Source organism: Shinella granuli (assembly GCF_004341885.1).
GTDB classification, from domain to species: domain Bacteria; phylum Pseudomonadota; class Alphaproteobacteria; order Rhizobiales; family Rhizobiaceae; genus Shinella; species Shinella granuli.
In genome coordinates this window covers 147,190-172,373 of the sequence record NZ_SLVX01000001.1, presented here as the reverse complement: position 1 = coordinate 172,373, position 25,184 = coordinate 147,190, and the positions used below count along the sequence as shown (strand labels likewise).

30 protein-coding genes are annotated in these 25,184 nt (G+C 65.0%); 19 read left to right on the top strand and 11 right to left on the bottom strand.

What is annotated here, in order from left to right:
- The first annotated feature begins 30 nt into the window (after window positions 1–30).
- Window positions 31–1,152: an alkene reductase gene (locus EV665_RS00855; protein WP_133032740.1), complete on the top strand. Its 1,122-nt coding sequence runs from the start codon at window positions 31–33 to the stop codon at window positions 1,150–1,152.
- Between the two features lie 149 nt (window positions 1,153–1,301).
- On the opposite strand, the gene EV665_RS00850 is transcribed toward EV665_RS00855, so the two are convergent.
- Both EV665_RS00850 and EV665_RS00845 read right to left on the bottom strand, forming a co-directional pair.
- Complete coding sequence (locus tag EV665_RS00850) at window positions 1,302–1,547, bottom strand: hypothetical protein (protein WP_133032739.1); 246 nt, start codon at window positions 1,545–1,547, stop codon at window positions 1,302–1,304.
- A 252-nt stretch (window positions 1,548–1,799) separates the two neighbouring features.
- Window positions 1,800–3,002: a pyridoxal phosphate-dependent aminotransferase gene (locus tag EV665_RS00845; protein ID WP_064332583.1), complete on the bottom strand. Its 1,203-nt coding sequence runs from the start codon at window positions 3,000–3,002 to the stop codon at window positions 1,800–1,802.
- Between the two features lie 325 nt (window positions 3,003–3,327).
- Here EV665_RS00845 and EV665_RS00840 point away from each other — a divergent pair, with 325 nt between their 5' ends.
- From EV665_RS00840 to EV665_RS00820, 5 genes are all read left to right on the top strand, one after another.
- Window positions 3,328–4,236 (top strand): EAL domain-containing protein, encoded by a 909-nt coding sequence (locus tag EV665_RS00840; protein ID WP_162852933.1) that lies wholly within the window; start codon window positions 3,328–3,330, stop codon window positions 4,234–4,236.
- Window positions 4,237–4,408: 172 nt separating this feature from the next.
- Window positions 4,409–4,609, top strand: coding sequence for a hypothetical protein (locus tag EV665_RS00835; protein WP_133032737.1), 201 nt, complete (start codon window positions 4,409–4,411; stop codon window positions 4,607–4,609).
- Window positions 4,610–4,683: 74 nt separating this feature from the next.
- Window positions 4,684–5,856: a PQQ-dependent sugar dehydrogenase gene (locus EV665_RS00830; protein WP_133032736.1), complete on the top strand. Its 1,173-nt coding sequence runs from the start codon at window positions 4,684–4,686 to the stop codon at window positions 5,854–5,856.
- Window positions 5,857–6,301: 445 nt separating this feature from the next.
- On the top strand, window positions 6,302–6,517 hold the full coding sequence (locus EV665_RS00825; protein WP_064330734.1) for a cold-shock protein: 216 nt from the start codon (window positions 6,302–6,304) through the stop codon (window positions 6,515–6,517).
- Between the two features lie 133 nt (window positions 6,518–6,650).
- Window positions 6,651–7,112 carry a BA14K family protein gene (locus tag EV665_RS00820; protein WP_133032735.1) on the top strand — a complete coding sequence of 154 codons (462 nt, stop codon included), beginning with the start codon at window positions 6,651–6,653 and terminating at the stop codon, window positions 7,110–7,112.
- 58 nt (window positions 7,113–7,170) lie between these two features.
- Here the strand turns inward: EV665_RS00820 and EV665_RS00815 are convergent, their stop codons facing one another.
- From EV665_RS00815 to EV665_RS00810, 3 genes are all read right to left on the bottom strand, one after another.
- Window positions 7,171–7,812 carry an MBL fold metallo-hydrolase gene (locus EV665_RS00815; RefSeq protein ID WP_133033052.1) on the bottom strand — a complete coding sequence of 214 codons (642 nt, stop codon included), beginning with the start codon at window positions 7,810–7,812 and terminating at the stop codon, window positions 7,171–7,173.
- Window positions 7,813–7,969: 157 nt separating this feature from the next.
- Window positions 7,970–8,134, bottom strand: coding sequence for a hypothetical protein (locus tag EV665_RS32165; RefSeq protein WP_162852931.1), 165 nt, complete (start codon window positions 8,132–8,134; stop codon window positions 7,970–7,972).
- 137 nt (window positions 8,135–8,271) lie between these two features.
- The gene (locus tag EV665_RS00810) at window positions 8,272–8,730 is read right to left on the bottom strand and encodes an Lrp/AsnC family transcriptional regulator (protein WP_064330736.1); all 459 of its coding nucleotides are present in this window, start codon (window positions 8,728–8,730) and stop codon (window positions 8,272–8,274) included.
- A 129-nt stretch (window positions 8,731–8,859) separates the two neighbouring features.
- Between EV665_RS00810 and hppD the strand changes: the two genes are divergently transcribed.
- Together hppD and EV665_RS00800 are read left to right on the top strand one after the other, a co-directional pair.
- Complete coding sequence (hppD, locus tag EV665_RS00805; RefSeq protein WP_133032734.1) at window positions 8,860–9,963, top strand: 4-hydroxyphenylpyruvate dioxygenase; 1,104 nt, start codon at window positions 8,860–8,862, stop codon at window positions 9,961–9,963.
- 246 nt (window positions 9,964–10,209) lie between these two features.
- Window positions 10,210–10,479 (top strand): hypothetical protein, encoded by a 270-nt coding sequence (locus EV665_RS00800; protein ID WP_064330738.1) that lies wholly within the window; start codon window positions 10,210–10,212, stop codon window positions 10,477–10,479.
- 54 nt (window positions 10,480–10,533) lie between these two features.
- On the opposite strand, the gene EV665_RS00795 is transcribed toward EV665_RS00800, so the two are convergent.
- Window positions 10,534–11,424 carry a branched-chain amino acid aminotransferase gene (locus EV665_RS00795; RefSeq protein ID WP_133032733.1) on the bottom strand — a complete coding sequence of 297 codons (891 nt, stop codon included), beginning with the start codon at window positions 11,422–11,424 and terminating at the stop codon, window positions 10,534–10,536.
- A 270-nt stretch (window positions 11,425–11,694) separates the two neighbouring features.
- Here EV665_RS00795 and EV665_RS00790 point away from each other — a divergent pair, with 270 nt between their 5' ends.
- The 4 genes from EV665_RS00790 (at window position 11,695) to EV665_RS00775 (ending at window position 15,089) form a co-directional block, all read left to right on the top strand.
- On the top strand, window positions 11,695–12,171 hold the full coding sequence (locus tag EV665_RS00790; protein WP_245507637.1) for a MarR family winged helix-turn-helix transcriptional regulator: 477 nt from the start codon (window positions 11,695–11,697) through the stop codon (window positions 12,169–12,171).
- A 32-nt stretch (window positions 12,172–12,203) separates the two neighbouring features.
- Entirely contained in the window at window positions 12,204–12,911 is a 708-nt protein-coding gene (locus EV665_RS00785) for a response regulator (RefSeq protein ID WP_064330740.1), read from the top strand.
- Window positions 12,912–13,044: 133 nt separating this feature from the next.
- Window positions 13,045–14,427 carry an ATP-binding protein gene (locus tag EV665_RS00780; RefSeq protein WP_064330741.1) on the top strand — a complete coding sequence of 461 codons (1,383 nt, stop codon included), beginning with the start codon at window positions 13,045–13,047 and terminating at the stop codon, window positions 14,425–14,427.
- A 77-nt stretch (window positions 14,428–14,504) separates the two neighbouring features.
- The gene (locus tag EV665_RS00775) at window positions 14,505–15,089 is read left to right on the top strand and encodes a DUF1349 domain-containing protein (RefSeq protein ID WP_133032732.1); all 585 of its coding nucleotides are present in this window, start codon (window positions 14,505–14,507) and stop codon (window positions 15,087–15,089) included.
- A gap of 192 nt (window positions 15,090–15,281) precedes the next feature.
- Here the strand turns inward: EV665_RS00775 and EV665_RS00770 are convergent, their stop codons facing one another.
- The 4 genes from EV665_RS00770 to EV665_RS00755 all read right to left on the bottom strand — a co-directional run bounded on the left by EV665_RS00770 (window position 15,282) and on the right by EV665_RS00755 (window position 17,784).
- Window positions 15,282–15,623, bottom strand: a complete 342-nt coding sequence (locus tag EV665_RS00770; protein ID WP_133032731.1) for a tRNA-binding protein — start codon at window positions 15,621–15,623, stop codon at window positions 15,282–15,284.
- A 190-nt stretch (window positions 15,624–15,813) separates the two neighbouring features.
- Window positions 15,814–16,632 carry a pyrroline-5-carboxylate reductase gene (proC, locus tag EV665_RS00765; RefSeq protein WP_133032730.1) on the bottom strand — a complete coding sequence of 273 codons (819 nt, stop codon included), beginning with the start codon at window positions 16,630–16,632 and terminating at the stop codon, window positions 15,814–15,816.
- A 2-nt stretch (window positions 16,633–16,634) separates the two neighbouring features.
- Window positions 16,635–17,135, bottom strand: a complete 501-nt coding sequence (locus tag EV665_RS00760; protein WP_064330750.1) for a type III secretion system chaperone family protein — start codon at window positions 17,133–17,135, stop codon at window positions 16,635–16,637.
- A gap of 391 nt (window positions 17,136–17,526) precedes the next feature.
- Window positions 17,527–17,784, bottom strand: coding sequence for an accessory factor UbiK family protein (locus tag EV665_RS00755; protein WP_064330751.1), 258 nt, complete (start codon window positions 17,782–17,784; stop codon window positions 17,527–17,529).
- A gap of 241 nt (window positions 17,785–18,025) precedes the next feature.
- Between EV665_RS00755 and lgt the strand changes: the two genes are divergently transcribed.
- From lgt to EV665_RS00720, 7 genes are all read left to right on the top strand, one after another.
- Window positions 18,026–18,838, top strand: a complete 813-nt coding sequence (gene lgt / locus EV665_RS00750) for a prolipoprotein diacylglyceryl transferase (RefSeq protein WP_133033050.1) — start codon at window positions 18,026–18,028, stop codon at window positions 18,836–18,838.
- Between the two features lie 12 nt (window positions 18,839–18,850).
- Window positions 18,851–19,951: a class I SAM-dependent methyltransferase gene (locus tag EV665_RS00745; RefSeq protein WP_133032729.1), complete on the top strand. Its 1,101-nt coding sequence runs from the start codon at window positions 18,851–18,853 to the stop codon at window positions 19,949–19,951.
- A 103-nt stretch (window positions 19,952–20,054) separates the two neighbouring features.
- Window positions 20,055–20,846 carry a peptidoglycan editing factor PgeF gene (gene pgeF / locus EV665_RS00740; RefSeq protein ID WP_064330753.1) on the top strand — a complete coding sequence of 264 codons (792 nt, stop codon included), beginning with the start codon at window positions 20,055–20,057 and terminating at the stop codon, window positions 20,844–20,846.
- A gap of 35 nt (window positions 20,847–20,881) precedes the next feature.
- Window positions 20,882–22,033: a M24 family metallopeptidase gene (locus tag EV665_RS00735; RefSeq protein WP_133032728.1), complete on the top strand. Its 1,152-nt coding sequence runs from the start codon at window positions 20,882–20,884 to the stop codon at window positions 22,031–22,033.
- 115 nt (window positions 22,034–22,148) lie between these two features.
- On the top strand, window positions 22,149–22,907 hold the full coding sequence (locus tag EV665_RS00730; protein ID WP_133032727.1) for a hypothetical protein: 759 nt from the start codon (window positions 22,149–22,151) through the stop codon (window positions 22,905–22,907).
- 125 nt (window positions 22,908–23,032) lie between these two features.
- Complete coding sequence (locus EV665_RS00725) at window positions 23,033–23,965, top strand: ribose-phosphate pyrophosphokinase (RefSeq protein WP_064330756.1); 933 nt, start codon at window positions 23,033–23,035, stop codon at window positions 23,963–23,965.
- 75 nt (window positions 23,966–24,040) lie between these two features.
- On the top strand, window positions 24,041–24,595 hold the full coding sequence (locus tag EV665_RS00720) for a Kazal-type serine protease inhibitor family protein (protein ID WP_133032726.1): 555 nt from the start codon (window positions 24,041–24,043) through the stop codon (window positions 24,593–24,595).
- Window positions 24,596–24,768: 173 nt separating this feature from the next.
- Here the strand turns inward: EV665_RS00720 and EV665_RS00715 are convergent, their stop codons facing one another.
- Window positions 24,769–25,143, bottom strand: coding sequence for a DUF779 domain-containing protein (locus EV665_RS00715; RefSeq protein WP_064330757.1), 375 nt, complete (start codon window positions 25,141–25,143; stop codon window positions 24,769–24,771).
- Window positions 25,144–25,184: the final 41 nt, after the last annotated feature.

Here is a 25,184-nt window from a genome sequence, read left to right as displayed (position 1 = left end):
ACGCTTCCCAAGCCAGAAGAAGGACTATCCATGACCTCGCTCTTCGACCCTCTCAAGATCGGCGACATCCAGCTTGCCAACCGCATCGTCATGGCGCCGCTGACGCGCAACCGTTCGCCGGGCGCCGTGCCGAACACGCTGAACGCCGCCTATTACGAGCAGCGCGCCAGCGCCGGCCTGCTCATCACCGAAGCAACCGCCATCAGCCACCAGGGCCAGGGCTATGCCGACGTGCCGGGCCTCTACAAGCCGGAGGCGCTGGAAGGCTGGAAGGAAGTCACCGATGCCGTGCACAAGGCCGGCGGCAAGATCGTCGTGCAGATGTGGCATGTCGGCCGCATCTCCCATGACACGCTGCAGCCGGGCGGCGGCAAGCCGGTCGCCCCCTCGGCGATCCGCGCCAAGTCGAAGACCTATCTCGTCAATGCCGACGGCAGCGGCAGCTTCGCAGAGACCTCTGAGCCGCGCGCGCTGGAGAAGGCCGAGCTTCCGGGCATCGTGGAAGACTACCGCCGCGCCGCCCGCGCCGCCATCGATGCCGGTTTCGACGGCGTCGAGATCCACGCCGCCAACGGCTACCTGCTCGACCAGTTCCTGCGCTCGGGCAGCAACGTCCGCACGGACGAATATGGCGGCTCGATCGAGAACCGCGCCCGCCTGCTCTTCGAGGTTGTCGACGCCATCACCGGGGAGATCGGCGCGGGCCGCACCGCGATCCGCATCTCGCCGGTGACACCCGCCAACGACGCCTTCGACCCGAACCCGCAGCCGCTCTTCACCCATGTGGTCGAAGGTCTCGCCAAGCATGACCTTGCCTATATCCACATCATCGAAGGCGCGACGGGCGGGGCGCGGGACCACCAGCAGGGCGACAAGCCCTTCGACTATGCGGCGCTGCGCGCGGCCTATCACGCCGCCGGCGGCAAGGCGGCCTGGATGGTCAACAACGGCTACGACCGGGCGCTCGCCATCGACGCCGTGGAAAGCGGCAAGGCCGACCTCGTCGCCTTCGGCAAGCTGTTCATCGCCAACCCGGATCTCGTCGAGCGGCTGAAGAACGGCACCGTGCTGAACGCGCCGGACAAGGACACGTTCTACGGCGGCGGCGCCAAGGGCTACACGGACTATCCGATCCTCGAAAACGTCGCCTGACATTCGCACCGGGGCGCTGCGCAATCCAGCACCCCGGCGCCGCCTCCCCCGAGGGAGGACAGAAACGCCCGCGGCTTCCTCCCCGCGGGCGTTTTCCTTTTACATGGCCTTCCGCCCCCGCCCCTACTCTCCAGGGCGACGGCCGGGTGTCAGGGGCGGTCGTATTCGCGGGTCAGGCCCTTGTAATACTCGCCGGGATCATAGCGCAGGGTGCGGGACTTGCCCGGATTGTTGAAGAAATAGTCGTAGAACGACATGTGCTGCGCCCGCTCGCTGACGACGATGCTGCCGCGCGGCGCCCGCTCGTCGCCGTTCTTGTAACCGTCCGCAGCAAGGGCGGGCCCAGCAACGACAAGGATCGCCAGGACGGCGACGGCAAGTGACTTCCTTTTCATGGTCCTGCTCCAGGATTGGCTTTCCCCCCAATATCGGCAACGAAAGCGGAGATTTCACGGGGGACGGCAATAAAAAACCCGCCGTCGCCGGCGGGCCGGATTGCTGAACGTTGGCCTCGCCGGACCTGAGCCGGCCATCCATGCCCCGGATGCGGCACCGGATCCTCGGCTCTAGGCCGAGGATGGCGGCGGCGGGTGGGGGCAAGGTTTGTCGTCCCTGCCTCCCCCTCGCCGGCGGGCTTTGCCCGCCGCTTACTTGCAGGCCGCGCAGAAGCGCTGGATGCGCTTGCAGGCTTCCTCGAGCTGGGCTTCCGACGTCGCATAGGAAATGCGGAAGTTCGGGCCGAGGCCGAAGGCCGAGCCATGCACGACGGCGACGCCTTCGGCTTCCAGAAGCTCCGAAACGAAATCCTCGTCCGTCTCGATGACCTTGCCCGAGGGGGCGGTCTTGCCGATCAGCCCCTTGCAGGACGGATAGACATAGAAGGCGCCTTCCGGCGAGGGGCACTCGATGCCCGTGGCCTGGTTGAGCATGGAGACGACGAGGTCGCGGCGGCCTTCGAAGATCTTCTTGTTTTCCGGGATGAAATCCTGCGTGCCGTTCAGCGCCTCGACGGCCGCCCACTGGGCGATCGAGCAGGCGCCGGAGGTCTGCTGGCCCTGGATCATGTCCATCGCCTTGATGAGGGCGAGCGGGCCGGCCGCATAGCCGATACGCCAGCCGGTCATCGCATAGGCCTTGGAAACGCCGTTCATCGTCAGTGTGCGATCATAGAGGCCGGGCTCGACCTCGACCGGGGTCGCGAACTTGAAATCGCCATAGGTCAGGTGCTCGTACATGTCGTCCGTCAGCACCCAGACATGCGGGTGGCGCATCAGGACGTCGGTCAGCGCCTTCAGCTCGTCATGGCTGTAGGCGGCGCCCGACGGATTGGACGGCGAGTTGAAGATGAACCACTTGGTCTTCGGCGTGATCGCCTTTTCCAGGTCCTCGGCCTTCAGCTTGAACTTGTTTTCCTGCGTCGTGGCGACGAAGACCGGCGTGCCGCCGCACAGCGACACCATTTCCGGATAGGACACCCAGTAGGGCGTCGGGATGACGACTTCATCGCCCGGATTCATCGTCGCCATGAAGGCGTTGAAAAGAATCTGCTTTCCGCCCGTGCCGACGATCGTCTGCGCGGCTGTGTAGTCGAGACCGTTCTCGCGCTTGAATTTTTTCACGATCGCTTCGCGCAGTTCGGGAATGCCGGAGACCGGCGTGTACTTCGTCTCGCCGCGGTTGATCGCGTCGATGGCGGCCTTCTTGATATTGTCCGGCGTATCGAAATCCGGCTCGCCAGCGCCAAGCCCGATGACGTCACGGCCTTTGGCTTTCAGTTCACGCGCTTTCTGGGAAACGGCGATGGTGGCGGAAGGCTTCACACGGGAAAGGGCGTCGGCAAGAAAGGCCATGATGGAGATGTCCTCATCGGGTTCAAAGACGGCTTGGCGCCATGGACCCGGAGCGCCGGGCTCCATAGCGGTTAGGTCTATGTCGAATGTGGGCGGGTCTTGCAAGCGCGAAGGCGGAAAAAAGCGGGAAAACCAGGCTTCGGCGCAAAAAATCATGAACCCCATCAGCGGAGGGAATGGATTGAAAGCCCGCCCGGAAGAAAATACACCAAATGGTTGAATCGAAGGGAAACACCGAAGATTTTTACGCGAAGGATTAAGCCAACATTAACAGGTATCGTCTATAGTAACGCGGGTCGGGACGTTCCAGCGGATGGTACGCTGCATGAGCGAAAGAAGCATCTTCTCCAATCTCGTCCGGCAGCCGGACGGCGCCTTCGGCGCAGTCTATGGCCCCTTTTTCCTGCAAACCGCCCTTCAGCCGATCTTTCGCGAAGGCGCGGACGGCCGCTTGCAGATCGCCGCCTTCAAGGGGCTGATCCGGGCCAGCGCGGGGAACATGCCCTGCTCCCCGGCGGAATTCTTCGAGCGCGTGCCGGAAGAAGAGCGCATGGCGGTGGACGGCCTTTGCCGCAGCCTGCACATCCTCAATACCGGCGTGCTCGGCCGGCGCGAGGCCGCGCTCATCATCAATTTCCACGCCGGCCTCTACACGACGCCCCAGGCGATCCGCCAGGAGGTGGAATGGCTGCGGCTTGCCGCACACGAGGCAGGCCTGCCGCCGGCACGCATCGCCTGCGAGATCCGGGAGCACCCGCGGGACGACCTCGACACGCTCGTGCCCTTCGCCGCGCGCCTGCATGACAGCGGCTTTGCCATCGCCATCGACAACTATACCGGCGAGGACCGCGACCTCGAGCGGCTGGAGCGCCTGAAACCGCAATTCGTGACCTTCGATACCGCCTGGCTGCGCAGTTTCGTCGAAAATTCCGCCGGCCTCGCCCTCCTGCGCGTCGTCATCGGCCAGTTCGCGGCAAAGGGCATCCGCGCCATCGTCGGCGGCATCGAGGAACCGGAGATGATCGCGCTGTGTCGCGACATGGGTGGACCATTGATGCAGGGCTACCTGCTCGCCCGGCCAGAACCGGCTCCGACGGGCTTCAACGTCACCTTCCCCGAAGGCGACGACGCGCCGGCACAGACGCCTGCCGCCACGGCCGCAACGGCGAGTTCCGTGCCCGTGGAAAACCGCGCCGCACGCCCCGTCCGCCAGTTCGGCCGCAGAGGGATCTAGGACGGCGGAACCGTGCGATCTATTCGGCCGAATGCACTGGAAATCCGGCTTTTTTACCTTGCCATCTTTTTGCCACAATAAATGCCGGGCCTTGCCGCAATTCGGTCCTTCTCGCGCCGATTTCGGCGGGCTTTTTCGTTGCCAAGGCAAGCGAGGGACCGGAGGGAAAACGATGTTTCTGGATGAGGACAAGATCGGCAGGAAGCCCAAGGCGCGCGAGTCCCGTGCGATGTTCCTGATCGCGATGACGGCGCTCGCCGCCTGCGTCGCCATGGTGATCAGCCTGATGTCGCCGCCCGCCGTCGCGCTCGACACGATCAAGACCTCCGGCATCGAAAAGACGACCTCTCACATCGAGCCCACGCAAAAGTGAGCCGTCGTCCCGGGCGCCGCCCTTGAAAGCCGCTCGCCTGTGGGCCAGTTAACGGCAGAAGACAGGAGACGGCGATGCGACAGGACAATCGGCCCTTGAAAGACATTCTGGCGGGCGCTGCCGCGACGCTCCTCCTGGCCGCGACGCTGCCGGCCTCCCCCGCATCCGCCGCCGAAACCCGCGAAATCCCCAGCAAGAAGGCCGCGCTCGTCGTCGAGACGCTGGCGACGGGCCTGAAGCAGCCCTGGTCCGTCGAGGTCCTGCCCGACGGCGCCCATCTTGTTTCCGAAAAGGGCGGCACGCTCCGCCTGATACGCGACGGCAAGGTCTCCGCCCCTCTTCGCGGCGTGCCGGAAGTCTCCACCACCGGCCAGGGCGGCCTGCTCGACATCGCACTCGCCCCGGATTTCGCCACCAGCCGCACGCTCTACCTGACCTACAGCGCCCGCGGCAATGGCGGTTCCGGCACGGCAGTGGCCAAAGCGAGGCTTTCGGCGGACGGCACGGCCCTGGAAGACACGACGCGCATCTTCCTCATGAACCGCCTCACCTCGCGCGGCCAGCATTTCGGTTCGCGCATCGCCATCGCCAGGGACGGCAGCCTGTTCTTCGGCATCGGCGACCGCGGCGACGGCCCGCGCGCGCAGGATCCGCGCGACCATGCCGGCGCCATCCTGCACATCAACCCGGACGGCAGCCCGCATGCCGACAACCCCTTCCTCGGCAGCAGCGAGGGACTGGCGGAGATCTGGTCGAAGGGCCACCGCAATCCGCAGGGCCTCGCCATCGACCCGAAGGACGGCACGCTGCTCACCGTCGAGCATGGCGCGCGCGGCGGCGACGAGATCAACGTCCCGCAGCCCGGTCGCAACTACGGCTGGCCGCTCGTCTCCTTCGGCCGCCATTATTCGGGTGCGGAGTTCGACCTCGGTTCGGCGGCGAAAGGGTACGAACAGCCACTCTATTATTGGGACCCCTCCATCGCGCCGGGCGCCATCGCCGTCTATCACGGCGACATGTTCCCGGAATGGGAGGGCAACCTGATCGTCGCCGCGCTCAAGTACCAGCTCATCACCCGGCTGGAGCGCGATGAGAGCGGCGCTATCGTTTCGGAAGAGCGGATGTTCGATGGCGAATTCGGCCGCATCCGGGACGTGATCGTGGCGCCCGATGGCGCGCTGTTGCTGCTGACGGACGATACGAACGGCGCACTGCTGCGCGTCTCGCGCTCGACCACGATGGACTGACGCCACGCGGCCGCGGCCGCCGAAGTATGACGGCCTCCCGCGCGCACCGCGCTTCCTTCGGCAGCGCAATATAAATCATACGAAAACTGCAAAGCCCCGCAAAGCCTGCGGGTTTTTTCGGCAATCGCCCGGAATTTGACCAAAGTGAGGCGCATCAAACCCGCGCCAAAACTTTTGCTTGCCAATTTAACGCAAACACATCACTCTTGCGCCGTTCGGGCAATTTGCGAACACGGGAAGACCTTGAATAAAAGCGCGCCGGAGACGCGAAACAATTCCGGGCAGCCAAGATCTGGACAGTCCACGGGACTATCTGGCTGGCTGGCTGCGGTGAAAACAGGACCCTTTCCTCAACCTCGAGAACTGCCTGCCTAACGCCCCTCGGGGCAAAACTGATATGCTGCCCGCCGCCAAATATACGGGCAGAGAGAAAAGGACCTGACGTATGGCCGAAACTGGCACCGTAAAATTCTTCAACACCGAGAAGGGCTTTGGCTTCATCAAGCCCGACAACGGTGGTGCGGATATCTTCGTACACATTTCCGCTGTGCAGGCTTCCGGCCTGAACGGCCTTTCCGAGAACCAGAAGGTAAGCTTCGACACGGAACCCGATCGCCGCGGCAAAGGCCCGAAGGCGGTTAACCTGCAGATCGCCGGCTGATCCGGCGCCTTACAGGATTTTCAGTTGGAGCCCGGCAGAGATGCCGGGTTTTTTCGTTCAGCCACCGTTCAGCCGCGTTTGTCTAGTTTCCTCGCCATCAGCCGGTATTGGACCGGAACCTGGGAAAGACGCCATGAACAAAGTCCTGAAAACCCTTGTCTTGTCTGCCGCCGTCGCCGCGACGACCCTCACCGCCACGGCCGGCGTCGTTGAAGCGCGTGATCGCAACCGCGATGGCTACTGGCGCGAAGGCGATACCTACGAATACCGCAAGCCGCGCCGCCATCACCGCGACCGCGACCATGGCCGCGACGCCGTCGTCGGCGGAGCGCTCGGCCTTGCCACCGGCCTGATCATCGGCGGCGCCATCGCCAGCCAACCGCGCTATGAGGAACGCCGCGTCTATGTCGAGCCGGACTACTATCCGGAACCCGAGCCGCGCGTGATCTACCGCCAGCCCGTCGTCGTGCCGAGCTACGAGCCCTGGACCCAGTCCTGGTACGATTACTGCGCGCGGCGCTACCGCTCGTTCAACCCGAACAGCGGCACCTTCATCGGCTATGACGGCCGCGAGCACTTCTGCACCGCAGGCTGAGAGCTATCCGGACTGACATCGAGAGGCGGGTGCCACGCGGCGCCCGCCTCTCTTGCGTTTACAGACCGCGCAGGAACGGATTGGTACGCCGCTCCTCGCCGATCTTGCCGCCCGGCCCGTGACCGCAGAGGAAGCCGACCTCGTCGCCGAGCGGGAACACCTTGTCGCGGATGGACTCCAGGAGCTGCTGGTGGTTGCCGCCCGGCAGGTCCGTGCGGCCGATCGAGCCCTGGAAGAGCACGTCGCCGAGATGGGCGAAGCCCTGGCCGCGGTGGAAATAGATGACGTGTCCGGGCGCGTGGCCGGGCGTGTGATAGACCTCGAACGTATGGTCGCCGAAGGACACCGTGTCGCCGTCCTCCAGCCAGCGGTCCGGCACGACATTGCTCACCTTCATCGGCACGCCGAACATCGAGGCCTGCGCCTCCAGCCGCTGCAGCAGCGACAAGTCGTCCTTGTGCGGCCCGATGATGTCGACGCCGAGCGCCTCCTTCAGTTCCTTGGCGCCGCCGGCATGATCGATATGGCCATGCGTCAGCCAGATCGCCTTCACCGTGATGCCGTTCTCCTGGAGCGTGTTGAGGATCACCTCGACATCGCCGCCGGGATCGACGACCACGCCCTCCTTCGTCTCGCTGTCGAAGAGAATGGTACAGTTCTGCTGGAAGGGGGTGACGGGGATGATGCCCGCCTGAAGCATGCCCATGGGGGTCCTCGCTCGAAATGCCGCGTTGCGCCTGATATAGCCATTCCAGCGCCGCGCGCAAAGCATGCTGCAGGACATCAGCTCTTGCGCATAAGCCCTTCAACCGACTCCGGGATTTCTGCGACGAACCACGCGAAGACCGGATGCCGGCTCAGCGCAGGCTGGCGATCTCCTGTGCGGGACCGGTCGCCAGTGTCGGCGAGACGGTGGAAAAAAGCAGCGCCACGACGGCGATGTTGACCGCGGCATAGAGGTAGACGACCGGACGAAGGCGATTGGCGACCGGGTTATCCTGTTTCGGGCTGTTCGTCTGCATGATCCTGTTTCCTGACTGTCGGCCGCGTTCGGCGCTGTCTCATCCGTTGTGATCGCTTTCTACAACGGCGGCAGAGTCGGGCGTGTTCCTGCGGGAACAGGGCAACGAGGGTGGCTGTTGCGCGCCGGCAACAGTGCTCAGAGCGGCAGCGCCATCGTCTCCTTCAGCGTATCGAGCACGATGGCGGTCTTCACATGCGAAACGGATTCGTGCGGCAGCAGCACGTCGTTGACGAAGGCCGAGAGCGCCTTGAGGTTCGGGACGACGACCTTGATGATATAGTCCATCTCCCCCGTCAACGAGAACGCCTCCAGCACTTCCGGCAGGTTGGAGATCAGCCGCGCGAAGCGCACCGCATTGTCGCGGTTGTGCGTCGAGAGCGTCACCGTGACGACGATGACGATGCCGAGATCGAGCTTTTCCCGGTCGAGCTCCGCCCGGTAGGCGCGGATGATGCCCTCCTCCTCCAGCCGGATGCGCCGGCGCGAGCATTGCGAGGGGGAAAGATGGATGCGCTCGGAGAGTTCGTTGTTGGTCAGGCGCGCATCCTCCTGCAAATGCGCGAGCAGTTTACGGTCGAAGTCGTCCAGTTGCACGGATCAGCCTCCAAATCCCAACATGATGCACGAAAATCGCATGAAATTGTCAAAGCGCAAGCACTATGCACGCACATTGCATGGAAGACGCGTCATACTTCCCGCCATCACCATCGAGGAGGACGAAGGATGGGCCCTTTCCCGCATGACGCACCGCCGGCGCTGATCACCGCCGACAACCCGGCCGGGACCGACGGGTTCGAGTTCGTCGAATTCGCCCATCCCGAGCCGGAAAAGCTGGAAGAGCTGTTCGCCCGTATGGGCTACAGCAAGGTCGCGACCCACCGCACGAAGGCGATCTCCGTCTGGCGCCAGGGCGACATCAACTATGTCGTCAATGCCGAGCCCGGCTCGCACGCCATGACATTCGCCGGCCTGCACGGCCCGTGCGCCGCCTCCATGGCCTGGCGCGTGGTCGATGCGAACCATGCCTTCGCCCATGCCGTCTCCAAGGGCGCGACGCCCTATGAAGGCAATGATAAGGCGCTCGACGTGCCCGCCATCGTCGGCATTGGCGGCTCGCTGCTCTACTTCGTCGAGAAATACGGCGCCAAGGGCTCCGCCTATGACGCGGAATTCGACTGGACGGGCGAACGCGACCCGAAACCGGCTGGCGTCGGCTTCTATTATCTCGATCACCTCACCCACAATGTCTATCGCGGCAACATGGACAAGTGGTGGGACTTCTACCGCGAGCTGTTCGGCTTCAAGCAGATCCATTTCTTCGACATTGACGGCCGCATCACCGGCCTCGTCTCGCGCGCCATAACCTCGCCCTGCGGCAAGATCCGCATTCCGCTCAACGAATCGAAGGACGAGACGAGCCAGATCGTCGAATACCTGAAGAAGTACAAGGGCGAAGGCATCCAGCACATCGCCGTCGGCACGGACGCGATCTATGACGCCACCGACAGGCTGGCCGACAACGGCGTCAAGTTCATGCCCGGCCCGCCGGACAATTACTACGACCGCTCCTATGTGCGCGTCGTCGGCCATGAAGAGCCGGTCGAGCGCATGAAGAAGCACGGCATCCTGATCGACGGCGAAGGCGTCGTCGACGGCGGCATGACGAAGATCCTGCTCCAGATCTTCTCGAAGACCGTGATCGGCCCGATCTTCTTCGAATTCATCCAGCGCAAGGGCGACGAAGGCTTTGGCGAGGGCAATTTCCGGGCGCTCTTCGAATCGATCGAGGAAGACCAGATCCGCCGGGGCGTCATCGCAGCAGAATAACAACCGCGGCAACCAAGCCACTGCGGGGAAGGAAGAGGCGGTCGCATTGCGGCCGCCTCTTTACGTTCCAAAACTCCGGTGCAGGACGCACACGGGCAAATTGACTTATCCCAATTTTGTCCGCACGTTGCGGATGCCGAGTCTTTCGGCAACGGGCGCGCGGGCCTCAGGCCACGCCCCGGTAGCGAGGCAAGTGTCCGGCTCGGATCACTCTCCATTCCGGGCGGACCTTTCGGAGGGGAAGTCATGGAAGCATTGATGCCCATCATCACGCAGCTCATCGCCGGTGCCATCGGCGGCAACGTGGCCGGCGCCGCCCTGAAACAGGCGGCCGTGAGCGCGGTCGTCCGCACCATCGTCGGCGCCATCGGCGGTGTCGGCGGCGGCTTTCTCCTGCAGATGCTGGGCGGGGAAGCCGGCCTCTCGGGCCTCGTTGCCGACGGCATCGGCGGCCTCGTCGGCGGCGGCGTGCTGACGGCGATCGTCGGCGCGGTGCTGGGCAAGAAGCCCGCCTGAGCAAACGAAAGGCGGCCCGAAAGGGCCGCCCGGTTCATTACCCGGATTTGCCGCTCACTCCGCAGCGGCGGCGGCGACGGGGTAAACTTCCTTCATGTAGTCGTTCATCAGCGTTTCGCAGATCGTGCCCGGCGTGAAGCGGTAGGGGCCGATTTCCGAGACCGGCGTCACTTCCGCCGCCGAGCCCGTCAGGAAGCATTCGGAGAAGTCCGACAGCTCTTCGGGCAGGATCGCCCGCTCGACCACCTCATAACCGCGGCGCTTGGCAAGCTCGATGACCGTGCGGCGCGTGATGCCGTCGAGGAAGCAGTCCGGCACCGGCGTATGGATGACGCCGTCCTTGACGAAGAAGATGTTGGCGCCCGTGGCTTCCGCCACCCGGCCGCGATAGTCGAGCATCATCGCATCCGCATAGCCCTTGGCTTCGGCAGCGTGCTTGGAGATCGTGCAGATCATGTAGAGGCCGGCGGCCTTCGACTTCGAGGGCGCGGTCCTCGGGTCGGGACGACGGTACTCGGCGATGTCGAGGCGGATGCCCTTCAGCTTCTCGGCCGGGTTGAAATAGCTGCCCCACTGCCAGATGGCGATGGCGACGTTGATGCGGTTGTTCTGCGCCGAAACGCCCATCATCTCCGAGCCGCGCCAGGCGATCGGCCGCACATAGGCTTCGGAAAAGCCCTGGCGCTTCAGGAGCTCGATGCTCGCCGCGTCCAGCTCTTCCACGGAATAGGGGATCTTGAAGCCGAGAATCTCGGCGGACGTGTGCAGGCGCTGGTTATGCTCGGTCAGCTTGAAGATGCGCCCGCCATAGGCACGCTCGCCTTCGAACACGGCGCTTGCATAGTGCAGGCCGTGCGTCAGCACGTGGATCTTCGCGTCCTTCCAGTCGACGAATTCGCCGTTGAACCAGATTTGCCCATCCAGTTGATCGAAAGGAACTGCCATCGTCTCATCCTCCGGCGCGTCCGCGCCATTCTTTCAAGTTGATTGTTTCGCCTGTTACGGTCTAACCAGAAACGGGCCTGGAGTATCCAACCACGATCGTAATCCGGATTGGGGATCGGAAAAACACCGGATTTCTTCGGCGCCCGGGAACCGCAAATTGCGCGGGACCCTAACAAGGGTGGAAAAATATGTCAACAAAGCTGACATATCTTGCTATAAATTACGCAGGGACGGCAAGGCATGAAAGGAAATGACAACGTGGCGCGACAGATGCCGGACAGGAACGGCGTGAGCGAGCTGCACCACGACGCCATGACGGGCGACGGCCGCATCGATTTCGAGATCATCGAGGGCTTCTTCTTCGCCTATCGCGACTTCATTTCCGATCCCGACGCGATCCTGGAAAAGAGCGGCTTCGGCCGCGCCCATCACCGGGTCGTGCACTTCGTCAACCGCGAGCCCGGCATGACGGTCGCCGACCTGCTCGACACGCTGAAGATCACCAAGCAGAGCCTGGCGCGCGTCTTGAAGCAGCTCATCGATTCCGGCTATATCCAGCAGGTGGCCGGCCCCGAGGACCGCCGCCAGCGCAAGCTCTATCCGACGCGGGCCGGACGGGAGCTGGCACTGGCGCTCGCCGAGCCGCAATCCCGCCGCATCGCCCGTGCATTTGAGGCGATGAGCGCGGACGAGCGCCAGGTGGTGATCCAGTTCCTCACCGGCATGCAGAACGCCAAGAGCGAATGAACGACTGACAAGCAGAAAAGGCAGGACAGACGATGACCGCTGCCGGCACGCCCTCCGACGACGCATCCCATCTCCTCGTCGTCGACGACGACACCCGCATCCGCGATCTTCTCAACCGCTACCTGATGGGCGAGGGTTTTCGCGTCACCGTGGCCGGCGATGCGGACGAGGCGCGGCGCAAGCTGCGCGGGCTCGACTTCGACCTCATCATCATGGACGTGATGATGCCGGGCGAGAGCGGCCTGTCGCTGACGAAGAGCCTGCGCGAAATCCGCCCCGTGCCGATCCTGATGCTGACGGCGCTCGCCGAATCGAAGGCCCGCATCGAGGGCCTGGAGGCCGGCGCCGACGACTATCTCTCCAAGCCCTTCGAGCCGCGCGAACTGGTGCTGCGCATCAACAACATCCTGAAGCGCAACGCCGCGCCGGTGACGCCAAAGATCGAACAGGTCATGTTCGGGCCCTACACCTTCTCCATCGTGCGCAAGGAACTGAAGCGCGGCAGCGACGCCATCCGCCTCACCGACCGCGAGCAGGAGATCATGCTGCTCTTCTCGCTGCGCGCCGGCGAGACCATTCCGCGCCACGAGCTGATCGGCGAAGAAACAGAAGTGGGGGAACGCACAATCGACGTGCAGATCAATCGCTTGAGGCGTAAGATCGAGGACGACCCGTCCAACCCGGTGTGGCTGCAGACCGTACGCGGCATCGGCTATCGATTGAGCGTGGAGCAAGGCTGACCGTGCGCTGCCAGGTGCAATTCAAGCAGAGGTTCAACACGGGTTTCCGTGCGCATCCGCATGAAGGTCTTGCGGCAAGGTCTTGGCGCGACTCGCACAATCGCGGCTGCACCTTCGCGGAAAATCCGCTCCCATGACCACGTTCGAGACCTTCAAGCGGGATATCGAGCGCGCGCCGGTGGCCGGCTGGAAGCGCCTTGCCCGCTGGCTGCGCCGGCAGATGCCGACGGGTCTCTACGCCCGCTCGCTGCTCATCATCATCATCCCGATGGTGCTGCTCCAGTCGGTCGTCGCCTTCGTCTTCATGGAGCGCCACTGGCAGCTCGTCACCCAGCGCCTTTCGACGGCCGTCACCCGCGACATCGCCGCCATCATCGATCTCATCGACACCTATCCGCAGGATGCCAACTATTCCGAGATCACGCGCATCGCGCGCGAGCGGCTGGAGCTCAACATCGCCATCGAGCCGGGCACGGAACTGCCCGCCCCGCGCAGCAAGCCCTTCTTCAACATCCTCGACGAGATCCTGAGCGAGGAAATCGTGCGGCAGATCCGCCGTCCGTTCTGGATCGACACGGTCGGCGAAAGCAACCTCGTCGAAATCCGCATCCTGCTCGACAACAAGATCCTGCGCGTCTATGCGCGGCGCAACCAGGCCTATGCCTCGAACACGCATATCTTCCTGCTCTGGATGGTCGGCACCTCGCTGGTGCTGATCACCATCTCGATCCTCTTCCTGCGCGGCCAGATCCGGCCGATCCTGGCGCTGGCGCAAGCGGCGGAGAGCTTCGGCAAGGGCCAGAAGATGCCCGAGGACTTCGCGCCGCGCGGGGCGGACGAGGTGCGCCGCGCCGGCCTTGCCTTCATCCTCATGCGCGAGCGCATCGAGCGGCAGATGGAGCAGCGCACGGCCATGCTGACCGGCGTCAGCCACGACCTGCGTACCATCCTCACCCGCTTCAAGCTGCAGCTCGCGCTTGCCGGCGACAATCCCGACCTGCAGGGCCTCAACAAGGATGTTGCGGACATGCAGACCATGCTCGAAGGATACCTCTCCTTCGCGCGCGGCGACGTGGAGGAGGACGTCGGCCGGCTGCGGCTCACCGACCTCTTCGACAAGTTCGCCATGGAAGCGGAGCTGCACGAACGCGCCTTCTCCAGCGAGATCGACGGCGAGGACGAGGTCATGGTGCGGCCGAACGCCTTCAGCCGCCTCGTCGGAAACCTCGTCTCCAATTCCATGCGCTATGCCAAGACCGTGCATGTCGAGGCGCGCCACCGCTCCAAATGGCTGACCATCACCGTCGACGACGACGGCCCCGGCATTCCCGAACGCTCCCGCGACGATGTCTTCAAGCCCTTCTTCCGGCTCGACGAGGCACGCAATCTCGATGCATCGGGCACCGGCCTCGGCCTTGCCATCGCCCGCGACATCGCCCGCAGCCACGGCGGCAATGTCACGCTGTCGGACAGCCCGATGGGCGGCCTTCGCGCGACGATCCGCATTCCCGCATAGGGCATTTCCAGCCGAACCGGCATCGCTTCGCTGCCGGATAGTACGGCAAGAACAGGAACCGAGAAGGGGCCAAGCCTATGAGCATATCCACTTTCGACGGCCTGACATGGCTCAATCCGCCGGCCGAAAGCGCGATCCGCGACGGCCGCCTCCACGTCCGCACCGGTCTTGAGAGCGATTTCTGGCAGCGCACCTACTACGGCTTCCAGCCGGACAGCGGCCATTTCCTGCACCGCCCCTGGACCGGCGACTTCACGCTGGAGACGGCCTTTTCCGGCCGCTACGAGACGCTCTACGACCAGGCCGGCCTGATGATCCGCCACGACGAGACGACCTGGATGAAATGCGGCATCGAGTTCACCGACGGCGCGAAACATTTCAGCGTGGTGGTGACGCGCGGCCATTCCGACTGGTCCGCCTTCCGCATCGATCACGATTTCAAGGCGATGTCCGTGCGCGTTACGCGCAACGGCGACGCACTTTTCATTCAGTACAAGACGGATGCCATGACCGAATGGCGCATGGCGCGCCTTGCCTATTTCCCGCCGGAGCTTTCGGACCTTTCGGTCGGCCTGATGGCCTGCTCGCCGCAGCGCGAGGGCTTCGAGGCGGAATTCACGGAATTCCGTCTGGGCCCGCCCCTGTCGCGGGACATCCACTAGGTCGGAGGCTGCCGCTTAGGGTTCCGGCCTGTCCTGGGCCAAGTCTCCGAACCACCCCCTAGACCAAGGCCTCCAGCCTCTCCTCCGTCATGCTCGGGCCTGACCCGAGCATCCACGCCACACCCGCAGGATCCTCGGCTCAAGACCGAGGATGACGTCGAGCGTGGGGAGAGGTTTGAATACGAGAACGGATCAGCACATCTTCTTGCCGTTCGGCACCGGCCGTTCGACGCCGGCAAGGACGATGGCGCCCGCCGCGTCCTCGAAGCCGAGCGTCAGCACTTCCGAGCGCACCGGGCCGATCTGGCGCGGCGGGAAGTTGACGACGGCCAGCACCTGGCGACCGACGAGGTCTTCCAGCGTATAATGCACGGTGATCTGCGCCGAGGACTTCTTGATGCCGATCTCGGGGCCGAAGTCGATCGACAGCTTGTAGGCGGGCTTGCGCGCCTCCGGGAACGGCAGCGCCTCGATGATGGTGCCGGCGCGGATGTCGACCCGTTCGAAATCGGCGTAGGTAATGGTCTCGGTCATGGAAATTCCCTTGTCTTGTCCCGGCCCCTCATCCGGCCTGCAGCCACCTTCTCCCCGCAAGCGGGGCGAAGGGAACATGCGGGACCGGTTTCCCCAACCAATAATATCGGGTGAGGCAAATCCCCTCTCCCCCGCTTGCGGGGAGAGGCTTAGGGTGAGGGGCAAACTCGATAGCAGGCGCTCGAAAAGATCAGCCCGCCAGTTCCTCGGCGCGCTTGCGGGCGGCGGCGATCGCCTTGTCGAAGAGCGGCTGCATGCCGTCCTCGGCCATGAGGACGGCGAGCGCCGCAGCGGTTGTGCCGCCGGGCGAGGTGACGTTCTGGCGCAGGCGCGCGGCGTCGTCGGGGGACTGGTGAAGCAGTTCACCAGCCCCCGCGACGGTTTCCCGTGCGAGTCGCATGGCGAGGTCCGCCGGCAGGCCCGCTTTGCGTCCTGCCTCCGCCATGCACTCGACGAGATAGAAGACATAGGCCGGGCCGCTGCCCGAGACCGCCGTGACGGCGTCGATATCCCCCTCGGCTGCGACCCATTCGACGGGACCGCTCACCTTGAGAAGGGCATGCACGAAATCGCGCTGTCCCGCGGAAACACGGGCATTGGCATAGGCGCCCGTCACGCCGCGGCCGATCATGGCCGGCGTGTTGGGCATGGCGCGCACCGTGGCGGCCGCACCGAGATGGCTTTCGAGATTGGCGATGGTCTTGCCGGCGGCGACCGAAACGATGACCGTCTCCGGCCCGACGAGCCCCTTCAGCGGCGGCAGCACCTGGTCGATCACCTGCGGCTTGACCGCGACGAAGAGCACGCCGGCCTTGACACCCTCGGGCGCCGCCGTCTCGTGGCGCACGCCGTTGTCGGCGATCAGCTTGGCCATGGCGGGCTGCGGGCCGGGATCGATGACGATGACCGAGGAACCGGCAATGCCGCTCTTCAGCCAGCCGGCGAGCATGGCGCCGCCCATGTTTCCGGCACCGATGAGAACGATGGGGCCCGAACCTGCAACCACCATCCCTACGCTTCCCCGACCGTCTCGAACAGGACGGCATCGACGGCCGACTGGGCGTCCATGCCGGACCAGACGACGAACTGGAAGGCCTGGAAATAGGCCTCGCAGGCTTCGAGCGCGCTGGACAGCAGCACCTCGACCTGCCTGTTGGTGGGCTCCGCCCCGCCGGCGAGCAGCAGCGACTGGCGGAAGATCACCACATCCTCGCGGCGCCACAGGTCGAAATGGCCCATCAGCACCTGGCCGTTCACATGCGAGAGCAGGCAATGCACCTCGTTGACGCGGCTTTCGGGAACCTTGATGTCGAAGGCGCAGGCAAGGTGCAGCGCCTCGAACTCCTCCATCCACGAGAAGGAGACGTGGTAATCCGTCCACTTGCCTTCGACCGTCATCGCGATCTCGTCTTCGCCGGATCGCTCGAACGTCCAGTCATTGTTGGCTGCGACGAACTCGATCATGTCGACCGGGTTGGACTGACGCCCGATATCCAATTCCATAAGGCTCATGCATCACCTTCAAGGCCGGAAGGCATGCGACATCGCGCTCACACACACGACGCGGCAAACCGTACTCCGGATACAACACTGAATGATTGCTCGGCACTCTGCGCAATCTGGACGACTTACCCTGCCCGAAGCTTGCGCTGCCCGTCTCGAATCATCATTTAAAATCAGTGTATAACGCCGGAGTCACGACGCCAGCCCCTGGCTCGCCATTTTCTCCGTCCGGTTGTGGACAGAGGTTGTGAAAAAGATTCAGGTCAAAGGCTTAAGAGACTCTTCGAAAAGGGCTTTTCGCAAGTGTCCACAGGGGTAAAAATTTTATTAAAAAAAACGGTTGGCGCGGGGTGAATCACGCCAACCGAGTCCTGTCGGTCAAAACCCGTGCCGGAACGGCTCAGCCGCCCGCGCTGAGGCGGGCTTCCAGCGCCTCGATGCGCTTCAAGAGCGCGTCGTTTTCGTCCCGCGCCTTGATCGCCATCTCGCGCACCGCCTCGAATTCCTCGCGCTTGACGAGGTCCATGCCGTTGATGAAGCGCTCGGCCTGGGCGCGGAACATCGTCTCGGCCTCCTTGCGCACGCCCTGCGCGGCGCCGGCGGCATCGGTCATCAGCTTGGCGAAATCGTCGAGAATGCGGTTCGCACCGGTGGTCATGGTCTGCCCTCCCTGAGGTGTCGATGGTCCTTTCGGGCGCCAGCGCCCGCGTCCTGGGACTGAGGTAGGGTCTGAGGCCGCCGCTTGCAAGCGGATTCCGGTGGATCGCCGCCGGTTCACGCCGTCACGCCGCCCCCGATCACGATTTATCGCCTTGACCCTGCCCCAAGGCGCCGCCATCTTCCGCCCGAAAACGCAGAAGAGCTTCATCTTGACGAACCTTGCCCAACTCCTCGCCATCATGCCCTATCCGGAGATCGATCCGATCGCCTTCTCCATCGGCCCGGTCGCCGTGCACTGGTACGGCATCGCCTATGTCGTGGGCATCCTGCTGGGCTGGGTCTATGCGCGCCGGCTGATCGAGACGCCGCGCCTGTGGGCGGGCGCGGCGCCGATGAGCCGCCCCCAGCTCGACGACTTCCTCGTCTGGGCCGCCGTCGGCATCATTCTCGGCGGCCGCATCGGCTATATCCTGTTCTACGATTTCCCGAACGTCGCCGCCGATCCGCTGCGCGCCCTGCAGGTGTGGAACGGCGGCATGTCCTTCCACGGGGGCCTTGCCGGCACGACGCTCGCCATGATCCTCTTCGCCCGGCGCAACACCATCCCGGTCTGGAGCCTTTTCGACATCGTCGCCGCCGTCGTGCCGATCGGCCTGTTCTTCGGCCGCATCGCCAATTTCGTCAACGGCGAGCTCTGGGGCCGTCTCTCCGATGCGCCCTGGGCCGTGATCTTCCCGGAGGCCGGCCCCTTCGCCCGCCATCCGAGCCAGCTCTACGAGGCAGGCCTCGAAGGCATCGTGCTGCTCGTCGTGCTCGCCCTCGCCATCTATCGCTTCGCCGCGCTGAAACGGCCCGGCCTCGTCAGCGGCCTTTTCGTGGCGGGTTACGCATTGTCGCGCATCACGGTCGAGTTCTTCCGCGAGCCGGACCCCCAGCTCGGCTATCTCCTCGGCGGCTGGCTCACCATGGGCATGCTGCTCTCGCTGCCGATGCTCGCCCTCGGCCTCTGGGCGATCTTCCGCGCCCGGCCGGCCGCAGCGGCCAGTGCCTGAGCGAACGCGCCCATGCCGACACCCCTCGCCCGCAAGATCAAGGCGCTGATCCGCACCAACGGCCCGATCAGCGTCACCGACTATTTCGCCCTGTGCCTGGCCGATCCCGAGCATGGCTACTACCGCACCCGCGACCCCTTCGGCGCCGCCGGCGACTTCGTCACCGCGCCGGAGGTCAGCCAGCTCTTCGGCGAGATGCTCGGCATCTTCCTCGTCCATGCCTGGCAGAAGCACGGCGGTCCGGCGGACGTGCGCATCGCCGAGATCGGCCCCGGCCGCGGCACGATGATGGCCGACATGCTGCGCGTCGTGGCAAGGATCGCCCCGCAGCTCTACGAGAACGCGACGATCCACCTGATCGAGACCAGCCCGAAGCTGCGCGCCGTCCAGCACGAAACGCTCGGTACCCATGCCGCGCGCGTCACCTGGCACGACAGTTTCGAGGAACTGCCCGACGGCTTCGTGCTGCTCGCCGCCAACGAGCTCTTCGACGCCATTCCGATCCGCCAGTTCATCAAGACCGCGTCCGGCTTCCGCGAGCGCCTCGTCGGCCTCGATTCGCATGACGCGCTGACCTTTGCCGCCGGCGTCGCGGGGCTCGATCCTGCGCTCTTGCCGGAAAACCACAAGGCGGTGCCGAACGGCACGATCTTCGAGATCGCGCCGGCCCGCGAAGCCGTCATGGCGACGATCGGCGAGCGCATCGCCCGCTTCGGCGGCACCGCGCTCATCATCGACTACGGCCATTTCGTCACCGGCTTCGGCGATACGCTGCAGGCGGTGCTGAAGCACGACTTCGACCCGCCGCTCGCCCATCCCGGCGAGGCGGACCTGACGAGCCATGTGGATTTCGAGCGCCTGGCCGGTGCGGCGGCAAGCGTGGGCCTGCATATGCACGGCATGCTGCACCAGGGCGATTTCCTCGTCGGCCTCGGCATCGGCGAGCGGGCCTCCGCCCTCGGCCGAAACCGCGACGCAGCGACGCAGCAATCGATTCTTGCCGATGTCGACCGGCTCGCCGGCGCAGGCGTCGGCAAAATGGGTGATCTTTTCAAGGTCTTGGCCGTCGGCAGCACGCCGCTTGCGCTCTTTCCCTTCCGCCAGCCGGATTGACACCGGGCGTCAGGCCGGACAACATCCGGCCCGATTTGCACCCCGCATGCCCCGGCCGAAATCCTTGGCCCGACGGGCCGCCCAAAGCCCAGCCGAGAGACCGATGAAGGACGACGCGCTCCCCTCCCCGATCGAAAGCCCGCTTCTGACGGAGCGTGCCGGAAAGACCGCGCAGCACGGCTTCTTCACACGTGCCGGCGGGGTTTCCGACGGCATCTATCGCGGCCTCAATGTCGGCCTCGGCTCGAAGGACGAGCGCGAGAAGGTCGACGAGAATCGCGCCCGCGTCGCCCGCTGGTTCTCCGCCACGCCCGACCGGCTTGCCACCGTGCACCAGGTCCATTCGCCCGATGTCGTCTTGGTCGACGGCGACTATGACGGCGCACGGCCGCAGGCCGACGCGCTGGTCAGCGCCACGCCCGGCATGGTGCTCGGCGTCCTCGCCGCCGATTGCGGCCCGATCCTCTTCTGCGACCCCGAAGCCCGCGTCGTCGGTGCCGCCCATGCCGGCTGGAAGGGTGCGCTCTACGGCGTGCTCGAAAGCACCGTCGCGGCAATGGAAAGGCTCGGTGCTAACAGGCGGAACATCGTCGCCAGCCTCGGCCCCTCGATCAGCCGGCGGAACTACGAGGTCGGGCCGGAATTCGTGGAACGCTTCCTCGGTGTCGACAGGGCATACGAGCGCTATTTCACGCCATCGGAAAAACCGGGCCATGCCCTGTTCGACCTGCCGGGCCTCACAACGCAGCGGCTGGCCGACGCCGGGGTGACGGCGGAAAACCTCGACATCTGCACCTATCCGGACGAAGACCGCTTCTTCTCCTACCGGCGCACCACGCACCGCCAGGAGCCCGACTACGGCCGCCAGATTTCGGCGATCATGCTACGGGGCTGAGGCCCCCAACGACACAGGACGAGGGAGACACCGCCATGGCACTTCACTTCGACAGCGAGGAATACGCCAACCGGCTCCAGCGCCTCACCGCCCGCATGCGGGAGGAGAAGATCGACGCCATGCTGCTCTTCGCGCAGGAGAGCATGTACTGGCTGACCGGCTACGATACCTTCGGCTACTGCTTCTTCCAGACGCTTATCGTGAAGGCGACCGGCGAGATGGTGCTGCTCACCCGCTCGGCGGACCTGCGCCAGGCGCGCCACACCTCCAACATCGAGAAGATCGAGATCTGGATCGACCGCGTCAACGCCGATCCGACGATGGACCTGAAGAACCTCTTGTCCGATCTCGACCTGCTCGGCTGCCGCATCGGCGTCGAATACGACACGCATGGCCTGACCGGCCGCAATGCGCGCCTTCTCGACAACCAGCTCCAGAGTTTCGGCCAGATCGTCGATGCGTCGAACCTCGTCAGCCGCCTGCGCCTCATCAAGAGCCCGGCCGAGATCGCCTATGTCGAGCGCGCCGCCGCCCTCTCCGACGACGCGCTGGCCGCCGCGCTGCCGCTCATTGTGCCGGGCGGCGACGAGGCGGCGATCCTCGCGGCGCTGCAGAACGCGGTGCTGGCCGCCGGCGGCGACTATGCCGCCAACGAATTCGTCATCGGCTCGGGCGCCGACGCCCTGCTCTGCCGCTCCAAGTCCGGCCGGCGCAAGCTGGATGCCGAGGACCAGCTCACCCTCGAATGGTCGGGCGTCAGCGCGCGCTACCATGCGCCGATGATGCGCACCGCGATCATCGGCGAGCCGACCAACCGCCACCGCGAACTTTACAGCGCCTGCCGCGAGGCGATGCAGGCGATGGAGATGGTGCTGCGCCCCGGCAACACCTTCGGCACCGTCTTCGAGACCTTCGCCCGCATCATCGACGAGCGCGGCCTTGCCCGCCACCGGCTGAACACCTGCGGCTATTCCGTCGGCGCGCGCTTCGCGCCCTCCTGGATGGACCAGCAGATGTTCCTGATGGGCAATCCGCAGGAGATCCAGCCGAACATGTCGCTCTTCGTGCACACGATCGTGCTCGATTCCGAAAGCGGCACGGCCATGACGCTCGGCCAGACCTACCTGACGACGACCGACACGCCGAAGGCGCTGTCGCGCTACGGGCTCGATTTCATCGAGGTCTGACGGGATAGACCACAGGCCCCAATATCCCGCGATTGACACGCCTTCGGGCGCCACCCATAAATCGTTGCGGGGAACGGAGGAGGCGAAAGCCTTCCGCAGGACACGGACGACGACGATGCAAGAGCTGATGAAGCGGCTGGCACTGATCGGCCTCATTGCCACCCTTGCCGGCTGCAACAGCACCGACGCGCTGACGCCGCAGGTCGATGTGGGCGGCGGCACCTTCAACTCGCCGCCCGTCACCCAGAACGACCTCGACCAGATGAGCGCCCAGACGACGCCCGTCACGCGCACCACCCAGGAAACGGCCTTCACACCGTCATCCGGCACGACGACCGGCGCGGACACCGCCGGCACGCTGCAGGGCCAGGCCGACGCGCTCGCCCGCAACACGGGGCGCCGGACGACGGATACCGAGCTTGCCCGCACCAACGCCCAGCGCTCGCTCGCGGCGGAAACGTCGAGCGGGGCGGAAGAGGTCGCCGCCGTCTCGCCGGCCGCCGCAGCCGGCGAGACCGTGCGCTTCCTGCCGATCATCGGCGCGCCGGTCGAGGCCGTGACGCCGCTCTCCAGGCGGCTCGGCGCGGAGGCGCGCTCCAACGGGCTGACGATCCGCAGCGCCTCGGACACGTCGAGCAAGTACATCCTGAAGGGCTACTTCTCCGCCATGAACGACAACGGCAAGACCACCGTCGTCTATGTCTGGGACGTGCTCGACGGCAGCGGCGCGCGGCTGCACCGCATCCAGGGCCAGGAAAGCGTCCCGGGCACGGCCTCCGACCCCTGGGCCGCCGTGCCGGCGCGCACGATGGAAGGCATCGCCCAGAAGACCATCCGCCAGTATCTCGACTGGCGCGGCGCCACACACGGTTAAGCACGCCGCAGGGTTAATCACAGCGAAATGCGAAGAAACGCTTTTCGGACATCGCAAAGCCCTTGCATTCACGGATTTTGCCGCTTAAAGCCCCCCCATCAGCATAATCCACAGGCGGACCATAGATGAAGGTTTTCGCGGGCAATTCGAACCGGCTCCTGGCCGAAGCGATCTGCAATTATCTGAATGTTCCGCTCGGCCGGGCCACGGTCAGACGCTTCGCAGACCAGGAAATCTTCGTTGAAATCCAGGAGAACGTGCGCGGCGAGGACGTCTTCGTCGTCCAGTCGACCTCGTTTCCGACCAACGACCACCTGATGGAAATGCTCATCATGATCGATGCGATGCGCCGCTCCTCGGCACGCCGCATCACGGCCGTGATCCCCTATTTCGGCTATGCCCGCCAGGACCGCAAGCCCGGCCCGCGCACGCCGATCTCGGCAAAGCTCGTCGCCAACCTCATCACCGAGGCCGGCGCCGACCGCGTGCTGACGCTGGACCTGCATGCCGGCCAGATCCAGGGCTTCTTCGACATCCCGACCGACAACCTCTACGCCGTGCCGATCCTGGCGCGCGACGTGAAGGAAAACTACAATCTCGAAAACGTCATGGTCGTCTCGCCCGACGTCGGCGGCGTGGTGCGCGCCCGCGCGCTGGCCAAGCGCCTCGACTGTCTGCTCGCCATCGTCGACAAGCGCCGCGACCGGCCGGGCGAGTCCGAGGTGATGAACGTCATCGGCGACGTCTCCGGCAAGGACTGCCTGCTGATCGACGATATCGTGGATTCGGGCGGCACGCTCTGCAACGCGGCCGAAGCGCTGCTGAAGAACGGCGCGACCAGCGTCACCGCCTATATCACGCACGGCGTCCTGTCGGGCGGCGCCGTCGCGCGCGTCACCTCCTCCAAGCTCAAGGAGCTTGTCATCACCGACACGATCCAGCCGACCACGGCCGTCCAGTCGGCGCACAATATCCGCGTCATCTCGACGGCCAACCTGCTCGGCGAGGCGATCAACCGCACCAGTGCCGAAGAATCGGTGTCGAGCCTGTTCGACTGACGGATTTTTGCCGGGGCCGATATCGGCCCCGCGATTTCTGCGCTAAGTTCCCCTCAGATTCGACAGGGGAAATCCATGATCTCGATGCCATTTCTGTCCCGGCTCGCAGGGCCTATCGTCCTCCTTCTTACAGCCGGCACCCTGGCGGCCTGCTCGGTCGAGGTTGACGAGCGCCCCGGCGGCTACAATCCGCGCCCGCCGCAACTATGCACCCGTGAATATGCGCCGGTCTGCGGCGAGCGCGGCCGCGACCGCCAGACCTTCGCCAATGCCTGCGAGGCGCGCTCCAGCGGCTACGGCATCATCGGCCGCGGCGAATGCCAGTTCCGCCGCCCGGATCGCGACCAGGTCGGCTGGCAGGACCAGGGCCGCGACGGCTGGAGCAATGACGGCCGCAATCGCCCGGACAGGGACCGCAATCGCAACGACAGGGACCGCCGGGATCGCGACCGCGATGACCGGGGCGATCGTGGAGACCGCGAGCGCCCGCGCGACCAGCGCGCCTGCACGATGGAGTACAACCCGGTCTGCGGGCGCCGCGGCACCGACTTCAAGGAATTCGGCAATGCCTGCTCGGCGCAGGCCGCCGGTTTCAGTGTCTACCGCGCGGGCCAGTGCCCGGTGCGCTGAGCCCGTCCTGACACGCAGAAAATCCGCCCGAGTTCTCCCTCGTCGGGATCGGGCTTGACCCGGCCACCCACAAGCCCTTGAGAAATAGGGATCCTCGGCCCAAGGCCGAGGATGACGTCATGGGCAGCCGGGTGGTTCCCGGAAAATGCCGGGCCATGTGCCGCGGGCGTCGGTCAGCGCCCCGGCAGCGGGCAGGCCTCGCCGCCGGAAAAGAGGCGCGAACGGGTGAGGAAGCGTTTCTCCCGGCCATTGTCGAGCGAGAACATGCCACCGCGGCCGGGCACCACGTCGATGATCAACTGCGTGTGCTTCCACACGTCGAACTGGCTCTCGCTGATATAGACCGGCACGCCGCCGATCTCGCCGAGCTTCACGTCCCGGTCGCCGACGATGTAGTCGTCCGCCGGATAGCACATGGGCGAGGACCCGTCGCAGCAACCGCCGGACTGGTGGAACAGGATTTCCGGATGATCCGCCTGGATCTCCCGGATGAGCGCGAGCGCGGCATCGGTCGCCACCACGCGCGGCTGGGTCGTGACTTCGGACATGACGGCTCTCCTCCAAACGATTTTCCCTCCCCCCGAACGGG